The following is an 18,705-nucleotide window of genomic DNA, read 5'->3' as shown; positions in this document are numbered from 1 at the left end:
GAATTAATAAATAATTGAAATCTTCAATGTATGGTAAACTATCAAGTGAGAGAACAACTTGCAGTTATAGTTTGTAAGGTTAGAAATTATTAGACTAAGATTAACTGACCATAGAGAAAGTAGTGAGACAATGGATAATGAAGTATTGTTTCCCGGAAGTACGATTGGAATAATCGGAGATAGCCCTAATGGCATAATGTTGGCCGAAACAATAAAAAAGATGGGCTTTCAAGTTGCTGTTTATGGCCCCAACGAAGCTGATCCTATTATGCAAGAGGCCGATTTAAGAATCATTGGTATGCAAGATGATAAGAGCAAATTGCAAGACTTTGCGGAAAGATGCGATGTTGTGACGTACGAGTCTGAAAGTGTCTCGGCTGAAGTTGTCGCTTTCTTGGAGCGCTTTACGCGTGTGCCTCAAGGGAAAGAAACTCTAGAAATTGCACAGGATCGATTATTAGAGCGTGCATTCCTTGAACAGCTTAATATCAATATTGCACCATATGCAACGATCGTGGGGTTAGATGATGTCTATCAGTCGATCGGGTCTATCGGCTATCCATGTGTACTTAAACCAATTCAAAAAGGATACGGTAGAAGGCGGCAGCAAATTATCAAAAAACAGTCGGATATCTCAAAGTGTGCGGATTTAATCGATTTGGGAACTTTTATTTTAGAGGCTTGGATTCCCTATGAAAAAGAGCTATCGGTTGTTATTGCGAAAGAAAAAAATGGAAATTTGAACATGTTTCCAATTGTTGAGAATATTTATCATAATCATCGGTTGTGCCAATCTGTCGTTAAATCCGATGTTGCCGAAGAAATCAAAGCTGAAGTGCAAAGGCTAGCAAGTGATATTTCTAGTAAGTTGGACTATGTCGGTATTTTAGAAATAGCCTTTTTCTTGACTAAAAGCGGAACGTTATATGTCAAACGGATTGTGCCTGCTCTGCATAAAGCCGGTTACGTCTTTGATAAGGCTACAAATGTTTCAATGTTTGAACAGCATGTACGTGCGCTTGCGCAGATGCCTCTACCGCAAGTTAAATTTTTACAGCCGACAGTGGCGGTTTCATTGCGTTCGGAAGAGATGGATCAACTTAGGACACAGTGGATTCTTAAAGATAACTGGTATTACCGTTTTTATCGTTATCCTAAAACAGCTCATGTGCGTGAGAATGGTTATTTGATGGTCTTAGCTGACACAACAGAAGCTGCGATCCAACAGATCGATGCAACAGGGATCTGTAATGAAGAGGCTAAAAACGATAAAACTGTAATTGAAGAGACAATGACAGAGGATATAAAGGAAGAAAAAGAGTAAAAATTATTTCTGAATATATATTTTTAGAGGAAAAGGTATAGTTTTAAATGGATGTTTAGATTTTAAGGGTACACAACTTTGAGAAAAGATGACCAATCTAACAAGAGTAGGTTTGTTTCTTTTTTTAGAGAAGTGTTCTCTTTTTTTTGCTATAATGGAGAGCGACTGGACTAAAGAGAGGATTGAAAATAGTGGTAGCAGATGATCTATTGAACGGAATGAATGAAAAGCAAAAAGATGCTGTTTTATGTACTGAAGGACCGCTTTTGATAATTGCTGGTGCTGGAAGTGGGAAAACGAGGGTTTTAACCCATCGTGTAGCTTATCTGATTAGAGAAAAAAATATCAATCCCTGGAATGTCTTAGCAATTACGTTTACCAACAAAGCTGCTAAGGAAATGCGTGAGCGAGTGAACAAACTGCTCGACGAAGGGGCAGAGGATGTCTGGGTTTCAACATTTCATGCTTTGTGTGTTCGTATTCTGAGAAGAGATATTGACAAATTAGGATACAACCGTGCTTTTACGATCACAGGAACAAGCGAGCAACGAACATTAGTTAAGCATATTTTGGCAGATTTGAATATTGATCCTAAAAAGTTTGATCCACGTTCAATTTTAAGCGCGATTTCCAATGCAAAAAATGATTTGAAAACGCCACAAAATTATGCACAGGAGGCAAAGACACCCTTTGAAAAGATTGTAGCAGATGTTTACGCAGAGTATCAAAAAGGGCTGGAGCAGAATCAGGCAGTAGATTTTGATGATCTGATAATGTTGACTTTGCGCTTGTTTAAAGAGGATGAAGAAGTATTAAACTATTATCAAAGAAAATTTCTCTATATTCATGTTGATGAATATCAAGATACAAACAAAGCTCAGTATGAGCTTGTTAATTGTCTAGCCCAAGTAAACCACAATATCTGTGTTGTGGGTGATGCAGACCAAAGTATCTATGGTTGGCGCGGTGCAAACATGGAAAATATTCTAAACTTTGAAGAAGACTATCCAGATACGAGAATTGTTAAACTTGAACAGAACTATCGGTCTACCAAAAACATATTGCAAGCCGCAAATTCAGTTATAAAAAACAATGTTAGACGAAAAGAAAAACAATTGTGGACAAACAATATCCAAGGCGAAAAAATTCATTATTATCGCGGCCAAAATGCTAATGATGAAGCTTTTTATGTTGTTCGTAATATCCAGAAACTGTTGGAACAAAAACAATATAATTTTGGATCTTTTGCAATTTTATACCGGACAAATGCGCAGTCGCGTGTAATAGAAGAAACATTTATCAAAGCAAATATTCCCTACAAAATTGTTGGTGCGCATAAGTTTTATGATCGTAAGGAAATTATGGATGTGCTAGCATATATTCGATTAATTGCTAATCCGCAAGATAATATCAGTTTCGAACGGATAGTGAATGAACCTAAGCGGGGCATCGGCGCAACTAGTATTGAAAAATTAACAGCTTTTGCAGAAATGAACGATATGTCTTTGCTTGAAGCAGCAAGTAACTCAGTGCTGGCGAATATTTCGGGTAAAGCCAGCAAGGCCTTGAGCAATTTTGCATATACAATTAAGCAGTTGCGCACAATGCAGGAAAAACTGAAAGTTACTGAATTGACGGAACAGTTGCTAGATAAGACGGGGTATAAGGCAGCACTAGAGGCGACCAAAAATCTGGAAAACCAGAGCAGGCTCGATAATTTGAATGAATTTTTGACAGTTACAAAACAATTTGATGACAATTGGGAACCTGAAGATGAAACTAGTGATCCATTTGTTGATTTTTTGGCTGATTTAGCGCTTGTTTCAGATCAAGACGGAGTCGAAGAGAATGCGAACGAAGTAACATTGATGACACTTCATGCTGCCAAAGGTTTGGAATTTCCTATTGTCTTTTTAATGGGGTTGGAAGAAGGCCTTTTCCCACTTTCACGTTCAATGATGAATGAAAGTGAACTTGAAGAAGAACGTCGGTTAGCATATGTCGGGATTACTCGTGCTGAAAAGGCACTATATTTAACCAATGCTTTTTCACGTATGCTGTATGGTCGACGACAAACTAATCCTGCTTCACGCTTTATTCAAGAGATTGATCCTGATTTGCTGCAAGCTGAAAATCATGAAGTTGCAAATGCTTCTCTAGGTAAAATGCGGCATTCAAAGGAAACAAAGGCCTTTAGTAAGCCCTTGTACCGGCAGCCTGCTGGTACAATCGAAAAGAATAGAGGAACAGGGGCTGATAAAAAGTCTTGGCAGATTGGGGACAAGGTCATGCACAAGGCATGGGGCATAGGAACTGTTGTCAAAACTTCGGGCCAAGGGGAAGATCTTGAGCTTGATATTGCTTTTGAAGGGAAAGGTATTAAACGTTTGTTAGCTGCCTTTGCGCCAATTACGAAAAAATAAGTTAGAGATTTCGAACTCGAAAAATGATAGGAGAGTGAGTAATTGTGTTGACTGAACTGTCTGCGAAAAAACGAGCGCAGGAACTTCGGAAACAGCTTAGTGAGTGGAGCCATCAATACTATGTTATGGATCAGCCAACTGTAGAAGATGTAGTTTATGATAAAGCTTATCAAGAATTAGTCGGTTTGGAAAAGAAATTCCCCAAAATTATAGTAGATGACTCTCCTACGCAGCGCGTTGGGGGACAAGTATTGTCGGGATTTAACAAACTGAATCATGTGTTGCCGATGTTGTCATTGGGAGATGTTTTTTCCAAAGAGGAGTTGACAGAATTTGATCAACGGTTGCACAAAACAATAAATGATGAATTTGCTTACAACTGTGAATTGAAAATAGATGGTCTAGCAATCTCACTTGTTTATGAAAATGGTCTTTTTGTTCAAGGCTCGACACGAGGGAACGGTGTTGTTGGTGAAGACATTACGGAAAATCTTAAGACAATAAAAGCAATTCCACTGCGACTAACAGAACCTGTCTCAATTGAAGTGAGAGGCGAATGTTATATGCCTAAACGTGCTTTTGTTGAGTTGAACGCCAAACGCGAGGCAGAAGGTAAAACTGTATTTGCTAATCCGCGTAATGCAGCTGCTGGGAGCTTGAGACAGTTGGATACAGCTATTACAGCAAGGCGGCATCTGAGTACATTTATTTATTATTTGATGAATCCAGAAAAATTAGGAATAAATAAACAAAGCGAAGCATTACGGAAGATGTCAGAATGGGGATTTAGAATTAATACTGAGTCGCGTGTAGCTAATACTATGGCCGATGTAGATGCATACATTGACGAATATCAAGAGAAACGGATAACGCTTCCTTATGATATTGATGGAATTGTTTTGAAAGCTGATCCATTCAGTGTTCAACGAATAGTTGGGAATACGGTTAAGGTTCCACGTTGGGCAATTGCGTATAAATTTCCACCAGATGAGCAGGAAACAGTTGTTCGCCAAATAGAATGGACAGTTGGCAGAACCGGTATTGTTACCCCAACGGCAGTCATGGATCCAGTAACTTTAGCCGGTTCTGTTGTTGCACGAGCTTCATTGCATAACCCGGATTATCTAAAACAAAAAGATATTCGTTTAATGGATACGGTTGTTTTGCATAAAGCAGGCGATATTATCCCTGAAATTTCCAATGTAATATTAGCGAAGCGGCCAACTGATTCACAAAAGAGCGTTATCCCGAAAGTTTGTCCTATCTGTAATGCGGAACTAGTACATTTGAATGACGAGGTTGCATTAAGGTGTATTAATCCTAAATGTCCAGCATTGATAAAGGAGAGTTTGGTTCATTTTGCTTCAAGAAATGCAATGGATATTTCAGGATTGGGACCTAAAGTAGTCGAGCAGCTATTTGAGCGTCGTTTGGTTGCGGATGTTTCCGACCTATATCGTCTAAATTTTGAAGATTTGATTAAGTTAGATAAATTTAAAGATAAAGCTGCCAATAACCTGTTGACAGCTATTGATAAAAGTAGGCATAATTCCGTTGAGAGGCTTCTTTTTGGTTTAGGTATTCGACACGTTGGAGCTAAAGTAGCCAGAATTTTAATGCAGCATTTTCAGGATTTAAAGAAATTAATGGCGGCAGATACTGCGGAAATTGCAAAAATCGATTCAATGGGTGAGGTAATTGCTGATAGCATTGTCACATATTTTAGCAACGATGAAGTTAGAGAACTGATCGATGAGCTAACTAGTGTCGGAATTAATTTGATTTACAAAGGTGCAGATCAAAATGAGTTTAAAGTAAAAGAAGGTTATTTTACTGGCAAAAAAATCGTTTTGACTGGAACTTTGGAACATATGAGCAGATCTGAAGCAAAAAATTGGCTTGAAGTTCACGGTGCGAATGTTACTGGGAGTGTTTCTCAAAAAACTGATTTGGTAATTGCGGGCCATAGTGCAGGAAGTAAGCTGACGAAGGCACAGAAATTAAAAGTTAAAGTCATAGATGAAGAGCAATTTATCGAACAAATGGAGGAAGAAAAGTGAAAAAGATAGGAGTTATTTTTGGCTTGGGATTAAGTGTATTGTTGCTTGCATCCTGTGGAAAAATTGGTGACTCAACCTCGACTGGTAATAGCGCTGCAAAGAGTTCTTCATCAGGATATCAGACAACAGGGCAAAATAGTGATAGCGAATATGAAGGAGTCGTCAAAAATGGAAAATATTTGACAAGCAAGGCTCGTGGTGTCGGAGTAACTCAGAATGCGGACAACATTTTAAATTTGAAAAGTTTTGAAGCAGGGTTAACACAACTATCAAAGAATCAGTTTCCAACGAACAGCTATGTTTTTCAAGAAGGGCAGTTGTTATCGTCTGCAACAGTGGAAAAATGGTTAGACAGAAAATCAAAATCAAATCCAAGTGGGTTAAACCCTGTTGATAATGGTCAAACAGATGCTAATAAGCGTAACCCAATTTATGTTCAGCAAATAGAAGAACAAGATTACATGAAGCAAAAAAATGGCAAGTTAACTCTGTCAGGAATAACAATTGGGATCGGAATGAATAGTAAGGATTATTACGAGAAAGAAAAATATGGAGCAACGTTTACGACAACTATCTCAAAGGAGAAAATGATTCAAGAAGGACAGGCTGCTGCGGCAAAAGTTCTATCACGACTAAGAAATACAGAGGGTGTTTCCGACAATGTTCCAATCATGATTGGGATGTATCAGCAAGCTTCGGATGACAGTTTGGTTGGAGGATCTTTTTACGCTTACACAGTTAGCAAAAGCGGCAACTCAATTTCTTCATGGAAGGATGTTAATGTGAAAAGCTATGTCTTCCCATCAACATCGACTTCTTCTGTGCCGAATGACAATGACGAAACATCATTTGAAAGTTTTAAGAAACAAATTCAAAACTTTTTCCCCAATTTGGCCGGAGTTACCGCCCAAGGTCAATATGAGGATAAGTCTTTAAAGGGTTTGCATGTGAATATTACGACCCAGTTTTATAGTGAAACAGAGATAACCAGCTTTACCCAGTTTATTGCACAGGCTGCTAAAACCTATCTCCCTAGTGGGATTCCGATTGATATTACGGTTAAGGGGAGCGATGGAACTGTTCAGAGTTTCCTTGCACGGAAAGCCAAGGACAGCAGTTACTATACACATGTCTTTAGCAGTTATTGATTAGAAAAACAAGCATACGGTTAGTGAATTAAATTCAACCGCGCATTTGCTTTATTAGATATGCTAGAATAAAACTATAAAAGGAAGAAAGAGGGAGAATAAATGGCAATTAGTGAAGATAAAGTAGCGCATGTCGCCGGATTGGCTAAACTTGCTTTTTCAAAGGAAGAATTACAAAAATTTACTGGACAAATGGATGAAATTATAAATATGGTTCAGCAGCTTAGTGACATTGATACGACTGGGGTTAAGGTTACAACGCACATTACGGACTCTATCAATACAATGCGCGAAGACGTCGCAGTCAAGGGAACAGAGCGTGAACTGCTAATGAAAAATGTCCCTGAACATCAAGATGGTTTTATCAAAGTTCCAGCAATTATTGATGAAAACGAGGAGGCATAGTAAATGGACTACTTTGCAAATGATTTAACGAGTTTGCACGATTTATTAGTAAAAAAAGAAATCAGTGCTACTGATCTAACAAAAGAAACGCTTGCTGTGATTAATGAACGTGAGCAAAAAGTCGATGCATTTTTGAGCGTTGATGAAGAAGGTGCTTTGAAACAAGCAGCAGAGGTAGATAAAACAGGCATTGATGCTGATAATGTTTTATCTGGGATACCATTGGGAATTAAGGATAACATTGTTACTAAGGGCTTGAGAACGACAGCAGCCAGCAAAATTTTAGAAAAATTTGATCCAATATATGATGCAACAGTCATTGAAAAACTGAAGAGTGCCAAGGCAATTACAATTGGGAAAACCAATATGGATGAATTTGCAATGGGTGGTTCAACAGAAAACTCAGCATTCAAATTAACAAAGAACGCTTGGGATCAAACTAAAGTTCCTGGTGGTTCTTCCGGCGGTTCAGCAGCAGCTGTTGCTGCTGGGGAAGTAATTGCGTCCTTAGGTTCAGATACAGGTGGTTCAATTCGTCAGCCTGCATCTTTTAATGGAATTGTCGGAGTAAAACCGACATATGGTCGTGTATCACGTTATGGGTTGATAGCTTTTGCCTCTAGCCTAGATCAAATTGGCCCGTTTACGAGAACAGTCAAGGACAATGCTTTACTTCTAAATGCAATTAGTGGTGCAGATACGCGTGATTTTACAAGTTCCAAGCATGAAGTACCTGATTTTACTAAGGGAATAGATAGTGGAGTGAAGGGAATGCGTATTGCCGTTCCTAAGGAATATTTAGGTGAAGGTGTTGCGGACGACATCAAAAAAGCTGTTAAAAATGCTATTTCCGTTTTTGAAAAATTAGGAGCAAAAGTTGATGAAGTCAGCTTGCCACACAGTAAATACGGTGTGCCGGTCTATTATATTATTGCTTCATCAGAGGCATCATCTAATTTGCAGCGCTTCGATGGAATTCGCTATGGTCATCGTGCTCAAGATGTTAAAAATCTGGAAGATGTATACGTAAAATCCAGATCTGAAGGTTTTGGCGATGAGGTAAAACGTCGTATTATGTTGGGAACATTCTCATTGTCTGCTGGTACCTATGATGCTTTCTTCAAGAAGGCTGCCCAAGTTAGAACATTAATATGCCAAGACTTTGCTCATGTGTTTGGTAAGTATGATTTGATTTTAGGGCCTACAACGCCAACGACAGCATTTGGTATTGGAGAGGATATCAAAGATCCTGTTACGATGTACATGAATGATATTCTGACTATTCCGGTCAATCTTGCAGGATTACCAGGAATGTCACTGCCTGCTGGGTACAGCAAGGGATTACCTGTTGGTTTACAGTTAATTGCAAATCAATTCGATGAAACAACGATGTACCGTGCGGGTTATGCTTTTGAGCAAGCAACTGAATTTCATAAGCAGATACCAATGATTGGAGGGCAAAATTAATGAATTTTGAAACAACGATCGGTCTGGAAGTTCATATTGAAATGAAAACAAATTCCAAAGCTTTTTCTCCAGCTCCTGTACAATATGGATCAGACCCTAATACCAATACAAATGTGGTCGACTGGGCACTTCCAGGCGTGTTGCCAACGGTTAATAAAGGAGCATTGGAATTTGGGATGCGTGCTGCCTTAGCATTAAATTGTGAAATTACAAGAGATATTCACTTCGACCGCAAAAACTATTTCTACCCTGATAATCCTAAAGCATATCAAATAACACAAGCGCAGACACCAATTGGGCGTCATGGATGGCTTGAGATTGAAGTTGATGGTCAGAAAAAGAAAATTGGGATTGAAGAAATGCACGTTGAAGAAGATGCGGGTAAGAATACCCATAGTCCTGATGGCTATTCGTATGTTGATCTCAACCGTCAAGGCACACCGCTGATTGAAATTGTCTCAAAACCAGATATTGCCTCCGCTGATGAAGCTTATGCTTATTTAGTACGTCTGCGTCAGATAATACAGTTTACTGGTATTTCCGATGTGAAGATGGAAGAAGGATCGATGCGTGCTGATGTTAATGTTTCTGTCCGCCCTATCGGGTCCGATAAATTAGGCACGAAGACTGAAATGAAAAATCTTAACTCGTTTGAACATGTGCGCAAGGGTTCACATTATGAGTCTAAGCGTCAGCAAAGAGTTTTGATGGCTGGTGATGAAATTAGACAAGAAACACGTCGTTTTGACGAGGCGACAGGTGAAACGGTCTTAATGCGTGTTAAAGAAGGCGCAAGTGATTATCGCTATTTTCCAGAACCAGATCTGCCACCAATACATATTTCTGATGATTGGGTGCAGGAAGTTAAAGAGTCGATTCCTGAAATGCCGGACAAACGCCGCAAACGCTATGTTGAAGATTGGGGCTTGCCTGAATATGATGCAAACGTCTTAACACAGACTAAGGAAATGTCCGATTTCTTTGAAGAAGCTGTTGCGCAAGGGGCCGAACCTAAATTAGCTGGTAACTGGTTGATGGGCGACGTTAATGCGTATTTAAATGCTAACCAGATTGGTTTGTTAGATACGAAATTAACTCCAGAACATTTAGCAACGATGATTAAACTGATTCAAGATGCAACTATTTCCTCCAAGATAGCTAAAAAAGTATTTAAGGAAATTATTGCTAACGGTAGTGAACCAAAAGCATGGGTTGAGAAAAAGGGACTTGTTCAATTATCAGATCCTGCTGTACTTCAACCAATTATTGACGATGTACTTCAAAATAATGGAAAATCAATTGAAGATTACAAGAATGGTAAGGACCGTGCCATTGGGTTTTTAGTGGGCCAAATCATGAAACAGACACGTGGCAAAGCAAATCCAAAAGTTGTCAACAAATTATTGATAGCAAGTTTGAAACAACTTTAAATTGTGATCTTGAATACCGGATAAGGGGAGTTAAGGATGCAAAAGCGTTGCAGGATCATTTATAATCCAACTTCAGGTCGCGAAGCGATGAAGAATGATCTAGTAGAAATTTTAAATATTTTGGAACGTGCTGGATATGAAACCAGTGCTTTTCAGACAACGCCTGAGCCCGATTCTGCGCGCAATGAGGCTGAACGCGTTGCCAGAGCTGGTTTTAATTTGATCGTTGCCGCTGGCGGTGACGGAACGATCAATGAGGTTGTAAATGGAATTGCACCACTTAAACAGCGTCCGAAGATGGGGATTATCCCAGCTGGAACGACCAATGACTATGCCCGTGCTTTAAGGATACCGCGTGAAGATCCTGTTGAAGCTGCTAAGGTTATCGCCAAGGGCCAAACTGTTAATATGGATATCGGACAGGCCGGAGAAAAATATTTTGTAAATATTGCTGGCGGCGGATTATTGACGGAATTGACATATGGTGTTCCATCACAATTCAAGTCTTTATTCGGGTACTTAGCTTATTTATTGAAGGGTGCAGAGATGCTGCCGCGGATTAAGCCTATAAAAATGCATTTAGAATATGATGATGGAATTTTTGATGGGAAAGCGTCGATGTTTTTACTGGCATTGACTAATTCGATTGGCGGATTTGAACAAATTGTTCCAGACGCATCTTTGGATGATGGCAAGTTTACTTTGATTGTTGTCAAGACCAGCAACTTAGTTGAAATATTGCAACTGATGACAATGGTCTTGAACGGAGGACGCCATATTAACGATCCTAGGATATTATACGTAAAAACGGCGAAGCTAACGGCTAAACCGGTAGACGAGAAAATGATGATTAATATTGATGGGGAATATGGCGGAGATGCTCCGATGGTTTTCAGAAACTTAAAGCAGCATATTCAAATGTTTGCTAATACTGAAGAGATACCCAAGGGAGCAATTACGTCTTCTAATAAAACGCCGGAAGAAATAGATGCAAGCCAACACTTTGTTGAAAGTGTGGAAGATCTGATAGGTGAAGATATCAACGGCGATGGAGCAGTTGGAGAAAAAAATAAAAAGTAATCAAAAAACACCGCGAACTTTTTTGTAGATAAGAACGCGGTGTTTTTTGAGCGAAGAGGAGAAAAATATGGGGAGTAAACCACCGGTAAGCAAGAACGAAGAATTAACAGTTACAATTGAGGATTTAACGTACCAAGGAATGGGTGTGGCTAAAATTGATCATTACCCGTTATTTATAGAAAATGCGCTACCTACAGAAAAAGTTAAAGTACATGTGCTTAAGACATCCAAAAACTATGGCTTTGCTAAGGTCGTAGAACGGTTGACTACAAGTGAAGAACGTGTTGAAGTAACTGAGAATCATTATCTCCAAACGGGGATCGCACCATTGCAGCATCTTAATTATGAGGCTCAACTTGAATTTAAACGTAATCAGATATCAGAACTGCTTAAGAAAGTTCACTTAGAAAACATTAAAGTTGCGCCGACGATTGGCATGAATGAACCTTACCACTACCGAAACAAAGCACAGGTACCGGTTAGACTAGTCAATGGTAAAATTGAAACAGGCTTCTTCAAGAAAAACAGTCATGTTTTCGTTCCTCTGGAAGATTTTCTCATTCAAGACAAAAGAATTGATGAGGTCATTAAAGAAGTTCGTGATATCTTGCGTGAATTCAATATTGAAGCTTATGATGAGCGTAAACACAGCGGTGTTATCAGGCATATTATGGTTCGAAGGGGCTATTACACGCATGAGGTGATGGTTGTCCTTGTTACTCGTTCTAAGAGGCTTCCAATGCAGAAACAGATTGTGGAAGCAATCCAGAAAAAATGTCCCGATGTTTGCAGTATTATTCAGAACGTTAATCAAGCATCCACTAACGTGATTTTAGGTAAGCAGAATAAGCTATTAGCGGGTAGAAAACAGATCAAAGATCAACTAAATGGAATAACTTTTAATATTTCACCGCAGTCGTTTTACCAAGTTAATCCTGTCCAGACTGAAAGGCTCTATCAAGCAGTTGCCGAAGGTACTAACTTAACAGGAAAAGAAACGGTGATCGATGCTTATTGTGGAATTGGAACAATTTCATTGACGCTTGCAACTAAAGCTGCAAAAGTTTATGGGGTAGAAATCGTTCCAGAAGCCGTAGTCGACGCTAAGTTAAATGCAGCAGCAAATGGAATTGAGAATACACAATTTGAAACGGGTACGGCAGAAGAATGGATGCAAAAATGGGAGGAGCAAGGAATTAAGCCAGATGTTCTTGTCGTTGATCCTCCACGTAAAGGTCTCGCTGAAAGCTTGATTGAGAGTGCAGTTAAGATGAACCCTGACAAGATTGTTTATGTCAGTTGCAACCCTGCAACTTTGGTCAGAGACTTGCAATTGTTTCTTGGAAAAGGTTACACAATTGAACAGCCAATTCAGCCTGTCGATCAATTTCCACAGACAACACATGTCGAGAGTGTCGCATTGCTGCAACGAACAGATAGTTAGAAGATCCTCTTGGTTTAGTTTTTTTCAAGCGTAACGTCTTAGCTTAGCAGGCGAGGATACTAAATTAGAAATAAGGGTTATTAAGAATTATAGTAATGTCTTTGCAATATTCACACAAAGATAGATTATTATGGAGTGGAGAGATTCACTCTTTTTTGTATCTTGAAAATTAATTACTAGACAGTTACTTGAGTAGATTTTCGAATATAATTGGATTGTGCTAGTTTTAATGTCTGGTATTTTTTTCGCGCTCACCTTGTTTTTTCCAACTGTCAATATTGGCTTGCCTTGAGCAGCATCGCGGCTAACATATGCGGTTATTACGCTCTGCTTAGCTCTAAAATCCGATTCAGTCCGTTGGGCCTACGCACGAGCGCTTGAAGAAGTACCATCCGATGTCGAACTACCTACGAGATTATCACTATATAAACATGCAGGAGAGGCGGCTGGTGCAGGGACTGGGCTGATTGCCCCATTTTCACAACCATATCAGACCGCAAAGCAGCATTATCTTCCTGAAGATTTAATAGATAGAGTCTACTGGCAGCCGCGTGATAGTAAACGGGAAAAGTTATTATACAAAAGATATAAAGAAATTCAACGTTTTGTCAAGGGGGCTAGAACTATGACCAAATCACTTAATCTTTTTTGGTGCTGTGCTACCATAAAAAAATCGAAATAGCTATGTTTTAACTTGATCAGTACCAGAAATGAAAGAAGGATAAATTTGATGAAAAAATTAGTAATGCCAAGCACTTCAACTCAATTTAAAGAGCAGTATTATTACAAAAAGGAGTTAAGCGAGTTATGTCGCCGAGTTGGCTTACCTATGTCGGGAACAAAGGCAGAATTGAATTCTTATATCGAAAAATACCTTTCTGGCACGCCGGTTTCCGAAATAAAAGCAAAGCGCCCTAGGGTTAAAAAACCGGCACTCATGGCAGACTCGATTAGGCTGGACACTAAGGTTGTCGGATCTGGTTTTGTTTTTAATAATGAAGCGCGCAAATTTTTTGCTGCTTATTTTGGTACTGAAAAGTTCTCCTTTAAAAAAGAAATGGCAATTGTCAAACGCAAAGCTGAGCAAGAAAATGATACTGAAATGACTGTGGCTGACTTAATCAGACGCTCTTTGCAATTAAGCAAGGATAAAGACCAAATTGCCTCTGTATCTGAAGAAAGGACCTACCAGTGGAACAATTTTGTACGGAGCTTTTTCTTGGATCCAGCAACAGTCCAATTTACTGATCGTCTTAAAGTGGCAGGCCTGTTGTGGGGATATGTAAAAAACACTAAACAAGAGAAAAAATATTCTTCAGCTTTACTCGAAACGTATGCTGATGAAGTTGAAGAATATTTAAAGCTGAAATAATAATCAATTTCAGAATTAAATTAGCAGTGTTGTTGGAGATCTGTATGCTAAAAAGTAATTTTTATTTACACCAAAACACGTTTATATGGAATCAAAAAGGCGTTGGCTCAAAATTCAACTTTTGACCCAACACCTTTTTTTGTGTTGTATGAAAATATTTTTAAATCACAGATTAATTTTTCCCCAATCATTTAAGGAATGCATGAGCGGAAGTAAGCTTTTTCCCTTGGCTGTCAAATAATACTCAGATCTGAAGGGAGGTTTACTTCCTAAGCGTTTTTTTGAAACAAAATCTTCAGAAATTAACGTTTCAAGTGATCGGGTCAACATGATATTTGTAATTCCAGTAATTTCTTGTTTGAGTTGGTTAAAGCGAATACCGTCTTCGTTGTAGATTGTCCATAAAATATTGAGCTTCCATTTTCCAGAAAAGATATCCATTACTTTTGAAACACCACAAGACCATTCATCTGTTGATTGCATAATATAACCTGCCTTTTTTAAGTTACAAAAATGTGCGTACTGTTTATTGTTTGTTTTTACTAATACAATAATTTTATAACAGAGAAGGGGAGTATTACCAATGGATTTTTTGAATAGTTTAGACGAACGAAAATCGATTCGTCATTTTGTGCCCGATATGGAGATTAGTGATCAGAGAATATTAGAGATGTTGAATCATGCTGCAAATGCGCCTTCGAACAACAACTCTCAGCCATGGAGAGTTGTTGTTATTAAAAACACGATCATGAAAAACAAATTAAAAGAACTTTCTTTTGGTCAGAGCCACGTCGCCGAGGCGTCAGCAGTATTATTAATATTGGGTGATAAGAGTCAATACGATATAGAGAAACTAGTTAATTATAGTATTAAGCATCGTCTCATTGAAAAGGATCAAGCAGAAATTAAGCAGAATCGAATTGAAACTTATTTTGCAATGCATCCAGAAGACAGCAGAGAGCCGGGGTTGCGCTTGGATATGGGTTTGTTCAGCATGAATTTAATGCATGTGATTCGAGCTTTTGGATACGATTCAGTCCCGATGAGAGGAGTTAATTTTAACGCTGTTCTTGACTATTTGAAGATACCTAAAAATTTATCTCCAATAATGCTTTTGCCGATAGGCAAAGCACTTAGATTCGGCCATCGTCATATTAGAGAGGATTCAAAAAGTTTTACAACAATTATCCAATAGCGAAAAAACTCATGTTATTAAGATGGTGTGTATTTGCAAGGTAAAACAGCTTTTGAGTGACAAAACGTGTTGATTAATACAAAAATAATACTTACAGAAACTTTATTTTTTAAGCTAACCGTAAGAATCTTAATTCAAACAAGAAAATTATAATTAATTATTTTTGAACAATCATTCAAAAATAATTGTTGACTGATGAGTCAAATATAATTAGAATAGAGTCATGGGAAGAAAAAAGAGTTTTCAGCAATCTGAAATTTTAATAATCATCAGTGATGTTTTTGTTAAATATGGCTTTGAAGGAACATCGCTTGATGATTTAGTCAAAGCTACAGGTCTTCTTCGTGGAAGTCTTTATTCTGCTTTCGGTAGCAAACGTGGAATGTTTATTGATGCCTTATCAGAAAATATTAAGCAGCAGAAAGATAGTGAAATTACAATTAATTTGGTCATTATTGCAATGATGGAGTTGGCTGCAAAAGACAATACGATTAGACAGCTTTTAAAACAATGGTATAAAGAAAGTGCTTCTTCAAATGTGATGGAGCTTTTAGGCAAAGCCGTACTTAAGCGAAGCGGTATTTTAGAAGGGGGAGAATAGCATGGAAAATAAAGTTAGTTTAACAGGCAACAAGTTAGTAGTAGTACCACAAGGCATTAATAAAATTTTTGCTGTAAAGAAACGGTTAGAAATACCTTTGAAGAATATAGATGGAGCAACTATTGATAATGGTATTCTCAATGAATTTCGTGGTTTAAAGGCGCCGGGTACAAGTATTCCTGGATTTTATGCAGGGACTTTTCACAAAAACAATGAAAAAACTTTTTTCAATGTCAAACGTACCAGTACAGTCGTTGTTATCCAACTTAGAAATGAAAAGTATGCACGTTTGGTTTTAGGAGTTGAAAATGGGCGAAAACTGGTTGATGAAATTAATAATACTATAAAAACACAAGATTAATAACGAATAGAAAGTCATATAGGGTAGAAGAATAAAATTTTCTTATGAAAGAGTAGATATTGATGAAATACTATGTCTTTTTGCGTGGTGTTACACCAACGGGGAAAAACCGAATACCCAAAATGGTCATCTTAAAGTCAATTATGGAAGATGCTGGTTTTAAGAAGGTGATGACCTATATTCAAAGTGGGAATATTATCTTTGATTCTGATTTGCCAAAACCAGAAGTTGCAAAAGAAGTTCATATGCGGATATTAGAAAACATAGGGGCTGATTTAAAAGTAATTGTCAAAAGCAGGAAGGAACTTGCAGTAGCACTTAATGAGAATCCATTTGATGATACTTATGATTATTCTAGAGTACATTTGGTGTTTTTCAATGAGCGGTTATCCGAATTGAATTTTGATTTATTAAATAATGTCTCGCTTTTGGGAGAGAAACTAGAAATCGGCTCGGAGTGTATCTATATGTATTTGCCAAAAGATGCTGCAAAGAAAAGACTCAACAATAATTTCTTAGAACGTAAGTTGAAGATAGACGCTACAACAAGGAAATTTAATGTTATCACTAAGTTGATCAGATTAGAGAGAGAATAAATAATAGATAATTCGTAAGGTCTTGCCATGTGTTTTGCATATTCAGCAGCGAAAAACACAAACGTGTCTTCAAAAATATCCCATAATTGTTAGTTTTTCTAACAGTTATGGGATATTCTTAATTAATTGGTGTTTTTTTGTCAGAAGAATTTTCAGGAAGTCCAATGGTACTAATTGGGTAAACACGATTGTCTGCTTCATCAAAGAGACTGATTGGCTGGTAATCAGTTGCATCGATGCGCAGATGATAGCCATAATTGTCCAAAAAGATTAGTTCCTTCGTATCTAAATGCTCAATTCTACCAGGCAGTTTCCGCTTGTCTATTAATACGTCAAGTGCAGGAGTGATCTCCAACTGGTGGTTGCGATGACTTAGTTCATCTGAGAAGTTCCAAGTTCCAACATAAAGAGATGGCAAAAGAGCATTTTGCTTGCGACTAGTATCACTTGATAGGTTGTTAAAAAAATGTTTTTTAAGAAGTAGACTTAACTTCTTTATTTTTCCGGGTTTCATTATAAAGGTGCCCCTCCTTGGGTAGTACTTGGATAGACAACGGAACTGTATGGTGTCACGTATCTTCAGCTCTAATATAACATTTTTTGATAGAACAACATAGATAATGAATTGAAATTTAACAGTAACATGATGAAAATGAAATATTATAGTCATGTTATTGCGTTTGTAATAATTATGTTAAGAATCTGAAATCTGTAATATATACGCAGTATAGAATTTCTGCTACAATAATGTATAGAAAGCGATTAAAAGGAGGAGTCTAAGATGTTGAAGCTAGGAATTATCGGTACCAATTGGATAACAGAACAATTTATTAATGCGGTACTCGAAACTGAACAATGGCAGCTGACAAGTGTGTACTCCAGAACTTTGACTAAGGCTGAAACTTTCGCACAAAAATTTACGGATAATGCGGAATGTTATACTGAATTGGATCGTTTTTTTAAAGAAGGAAACTTCGATGTAGTTTATATCGCTTCACCTAACAGTCTGCATTTTGAACAGTCGCGAGCTGCAATTCTTGCTGGGAAGCATGTTATTGTTGAAAAACCAGCTTGTTCAAACCCGAAAGAGATGCGGCAAATTATTCGTTTGTTAAGACAACACCGTGGTGTTTATTATTTTGAAGCCGCGCGACATTTTCATGAACGTAATTTTAAGATGCTTAAGCAGAGAATAAAAGAAATGAATGTTATTCAAGGCGCAAATCTAACATACATGAAGTATTCATCACGTTATGACAGTTTTTTAGCCGGGAAAGAGCCAAATATTTTTTCTTTGCGTTTTTCTGGAGGGGCCTTACAAGATCTTGGTGTATATCTCGTCTATAATGCTGTTTCTTGGTTTGGTGTTCCCAATGATGCCATATATTACCCAACTAAGCTGCATAATGGAATTGACGGAAAAGGGACTGCAATCTTAAAATATTCAGGTTATCAAGTTAATTTGAATTTTGGAAAAACGGTCAATTCTTACTTGCCGAGTGAAGTTTATGGTCTGAAAGAAACAATTGTAATGGATAATGCGGCAGAACTCCAAAAAATAATGCTACTTGACGGTCAAGGGAATAAACGTGACTTGACTCAGGAGGTCGATAAAAATCCAATGCTTTCTGAAGTGCAGGATTTTACAAATATTTTGAATGACCCGACTTCATTAGATTCAAAGCAGCAGATGGATGATTGGCTGGCAATTGCTGTCCAGGTTAACCGGGTTATGTATGATTTGCGTAACAGTGCGCATCTGCATTTTGATGCGGATTCAAAACAATTACTATGAAGAG

At 37.9% G+C, this 18,705-nt stretch carries 17 protein-coding genes and 1 pseudogene; 16 read left to right on the top strand and 2 right to left on the bottom strand.

Annotated elements, in window-relative coordinates; translation table 11 throughout:
• Window positions 1-130 precede the first annotated feature (130 nt).
• The 11 genes and pseudogenes from FC19_RS10680 (at window position 131) to FC19_RS10635 (ending at window position 14,153) form a co-directional block, all read left to right on the top strand.
• On the top strand, window positions 131-1,324 hold the full coding sequence (locus tag FC19_RS10680) for a 5-(carboxyamino)imidazole ribonucleotide synthase (protein WP_057876932.1): 1,194 nt from the start codon (window positions 131-133) through the stop codon (window positions 1,322-1,324).
• A gap of 191 nt (window positions 1,325-1,515) precedes the next feature.
• On the top strand, window positions 1,516-3,747 hold the full coding sequence (pcrA, locus tag FC19_RS10675) for a DNA helicase PcrA (protein ID WP_057876931.1): 2,232 nt from the start codon (window positions 1,516-1,518) through the stop codon (window positions 3,745-3,747).
• A gap of 47 nt (window positions 3,748-3,794) precedes the next feature.
• On the top strand, window positions 3,795-5,807 hold the full coding sequence (gene ligA, locus FC19_RS10670; protein WP_057876984.1) for an NAD-dependent DNA ligase LigA: 2,013 nt from the start codon (window positions 3,795-3,797) through the stop codon (window positions 5,805-5,807).
• Window positions 5,804-6,955 carry a CamS family sex pheromone protein gene (locus tag FC19_RS10665; protein ID WP_057876930.1) on the top strand — a complete coding sequence of 384 codons (1,152 nt, stop codon included), beginning with the start codon at window positions 5,804-5,806 and terminating at the stop codon, window positions 6,953-6,955. Before ligA ends, FC19_RS10665 begins: the two co-directional genes overlap by 4 nt.
• Before the next feature lie 102 nt (window positions 6,956-7,057).
• Window positions 7,058-7,360, top strand: a complete 303-nt coding sequence (gatC, locus tag FC19_RS10660) for an Asp-tRNA(Asn)/Glu-tRNA(Gln) amidotransferase subunit GatC (RefSeq protein WP_057876929.1) — start codon at window positions 7,058-7,060, stop codon at window positions 7,358-7,360.
• Between the two features lie 3 nt (window positions 7,361-7,363).
• On the top strand, window positions 7,364-8,827 hold the full coding sequence (gatA, locus tag FC19_RS10655; RefSeq protein ID WP_057876928.1) for an Asp-tRNA(Asn)/Glu-tRNA(Gln) amidotransferase subunit GatA: 1,464 nt from the start codon (window positions 7,364-7,366) through the stop codon (window positions 8,825-8,827).
• The gene (gatB, locus tag FC19_RS10650; RefSeq protein WP_057876927.1) at window positions 8,827-10,257 is read left to right on the top strand and encodes an Asp-tRNA(Asn)/Glu-tRNA(Gln) amidotransferase subunit GatB; all 1,431 of its coding nucleotides are present in this window, start codon (window positions 8,827-8,829) and stop codon (window positions 10,255-10,257) included. Before gatA ends, gatB begins: the two co-directional genes overlap by 1 nt.
• Before the next feature lie 36 nt (window positions 10,258-10,293).
• Window positions 10,294-11,337: a diacylglycerol kinase gene (locus FC19_RS10645; RefSeq protein ID WP_057876926.1), complete on the top strand. Its 1,044-nt coding sequence runs from the start codon at window positions 10,294-10,296 to the stop codon at window positions 11,335-11,337.
• Between the two features lie 67 nt (window positions 11,338-11,404).
• On the top strand, window positions 11,405-12,781 hold the full coding sequence (rlmD, locus tag FC19_RS10640; RefSeq protein ID WP_057876925.1) for a 23S rRNA (uracil(1939)-C(5))-methyltransferase RlmD: 1,377 nt from the start codon (window positions 11,405-11,407) through the stop codon (window positions 12,779-12,781).
• 313 nt (window positions 12,782-13,094) lie between these two features.
• Window positions 13,095-13,463, top strand: a pseudogene (locus tag FC19_RS12015) (AAA family ATPase); the annotation flags it as partial.
• Between the two features lie 48 nt (window positions 13,464-13,511).
• Window positions 13,512-14,153, top strand: a complete 642-nt coding sequence (locus FC19_RS10635; protein WP_235809379.1) for an SAP domain-containing protein — start codon at window positions 13,512-13,514, stop codon at window positions 14,151-14,153.
• Window positions 14,154-14,318: 165 nt separating this feature from the next.
• On the opposite strand, the gene FC19_RS10630 is transcribed toward FC19_RS10635, so the two are convergent.
• The gene (locus FC19_RS10630; protein ID WP_057876924.1) at window positions 14,319-14,636 is read right to left on the bottom strand and encodes a winged helix-turn-helix transcriptional regulator; all 318 of its coding nucleotides are present in this window, start codon (window positions 14,634-14,636) and stop codon (window positions 14,319-14,321) included.
• 100 nt (window positions 14,637-14,736) lie between these two features.
• Here FC19_RS10630 and FC19_RS10625 point away from each other — a divergent pair, with 100 nt between their 5' ends.
• The 4 genes from FC19_RS10625 to FC19_RS10610 all read left to right on the top strand — a co-directional run bounded on the left by FC19_RS10625 (window position 14,737) and on the right by FC19_RS10610 (window position 16,906).
• On the top strand, window positions 14,737-15,348 hold the full coding sequence (locus FC19_RS10625) for a nitroreductase family protein (RefSeq protein WP_057876923.1): 612 nt from the start codon (window positions 14,737-14,739) through the stop codon (window positions 15,346-15,348).
• Between the two features lie 223 nt (window positions 15,349-15,571).
• A complete protein-coding gene (locus tag FC19_RS10620) occupies window positions 15,572-15,949 on the top strand; it encodes a TetR/AcrR family transcriptional regulator (protein WP_057876922.1) in 378 nt (125 codons plus the stop codon).
• Window position 15,950: 1 nt separating this feature from the next.
• Window positions 15,951-16,310: a PH domain-containing protein gene (locus FC19_RS10615; protein WP_057876921.1), complete on the top strand. Its 360-nt coding sequence runs from the start codon at window positions 15,951-15,953 to the stop codon at window positions 16,308-16,310.
• Window positions 16,311-16,369: 59 nt separating this feature from the next.
• Window positions 16,370-16,906: a DUF1697 domain-containing protein gene (locus FC19_RS10610; RefSeq protein WP_187327552.1), complete on the top strand. Its 537-nt coding sequence runs from the start codon at window positions 16,370-16,372 to the stop codon at window positions 16,904-16,906.
• A gap of 118 nt (window positions 16,907-17,024) precedes the next feature.
• Here FC19_RS10610 and FC19_RS10605 read toward each other — a convergent pair whose 3' ends face one another.
• Window positions 17,025-17,420 (bottom strand): DUF4828 domain-containing protein, encoded by a 396-nt coding sequence (locus tag FC19_RS10605; RefSeq protein ID WP_083488449.1) that lies wholly within the window; start codon window positions 17,418-17,420, stop codon window positions 17,025-17,027.
• Window positions 17,421-17,687: 267 nt separating this feature from the next.
• Here FC19_RS10605 and FC19_RS10600 point away from each other — a divergent pair, with 267 nt between their 5' ends.
• Window positions 17,688-18,701 carry a Gfo/Idh/MocA family protein gene (locus FC19_RS10600; protein ID WP_057876919.1) on the top strand — a complete coding sequence of 338 codons (1,014 nt, stop codon included), beginning with the start codon at window positions 17,688-17,690 and terminating at the stop codon, window positions 18,699-18,701.
• Window positions 18,702-18,705: the final 4 nt, after the last annotated feature.

Origin of the sequence: Liquorilactobacillus aquaticus DSM 21051 (genome assembly GCF_001436755.1) — a bacterium.
Lineage (GTDB): Bacteria > Bacillota > Bacilli > Lactobacillales > Lactobacillaceae > Liquorilactobacillus > Liquorilactobacillus aquaticus.
The sequence above is the reverse complement of the archived record's forward strand: the minus strand, read 5'-3'. Positions and strand labels throughout refer to the sequence as shown.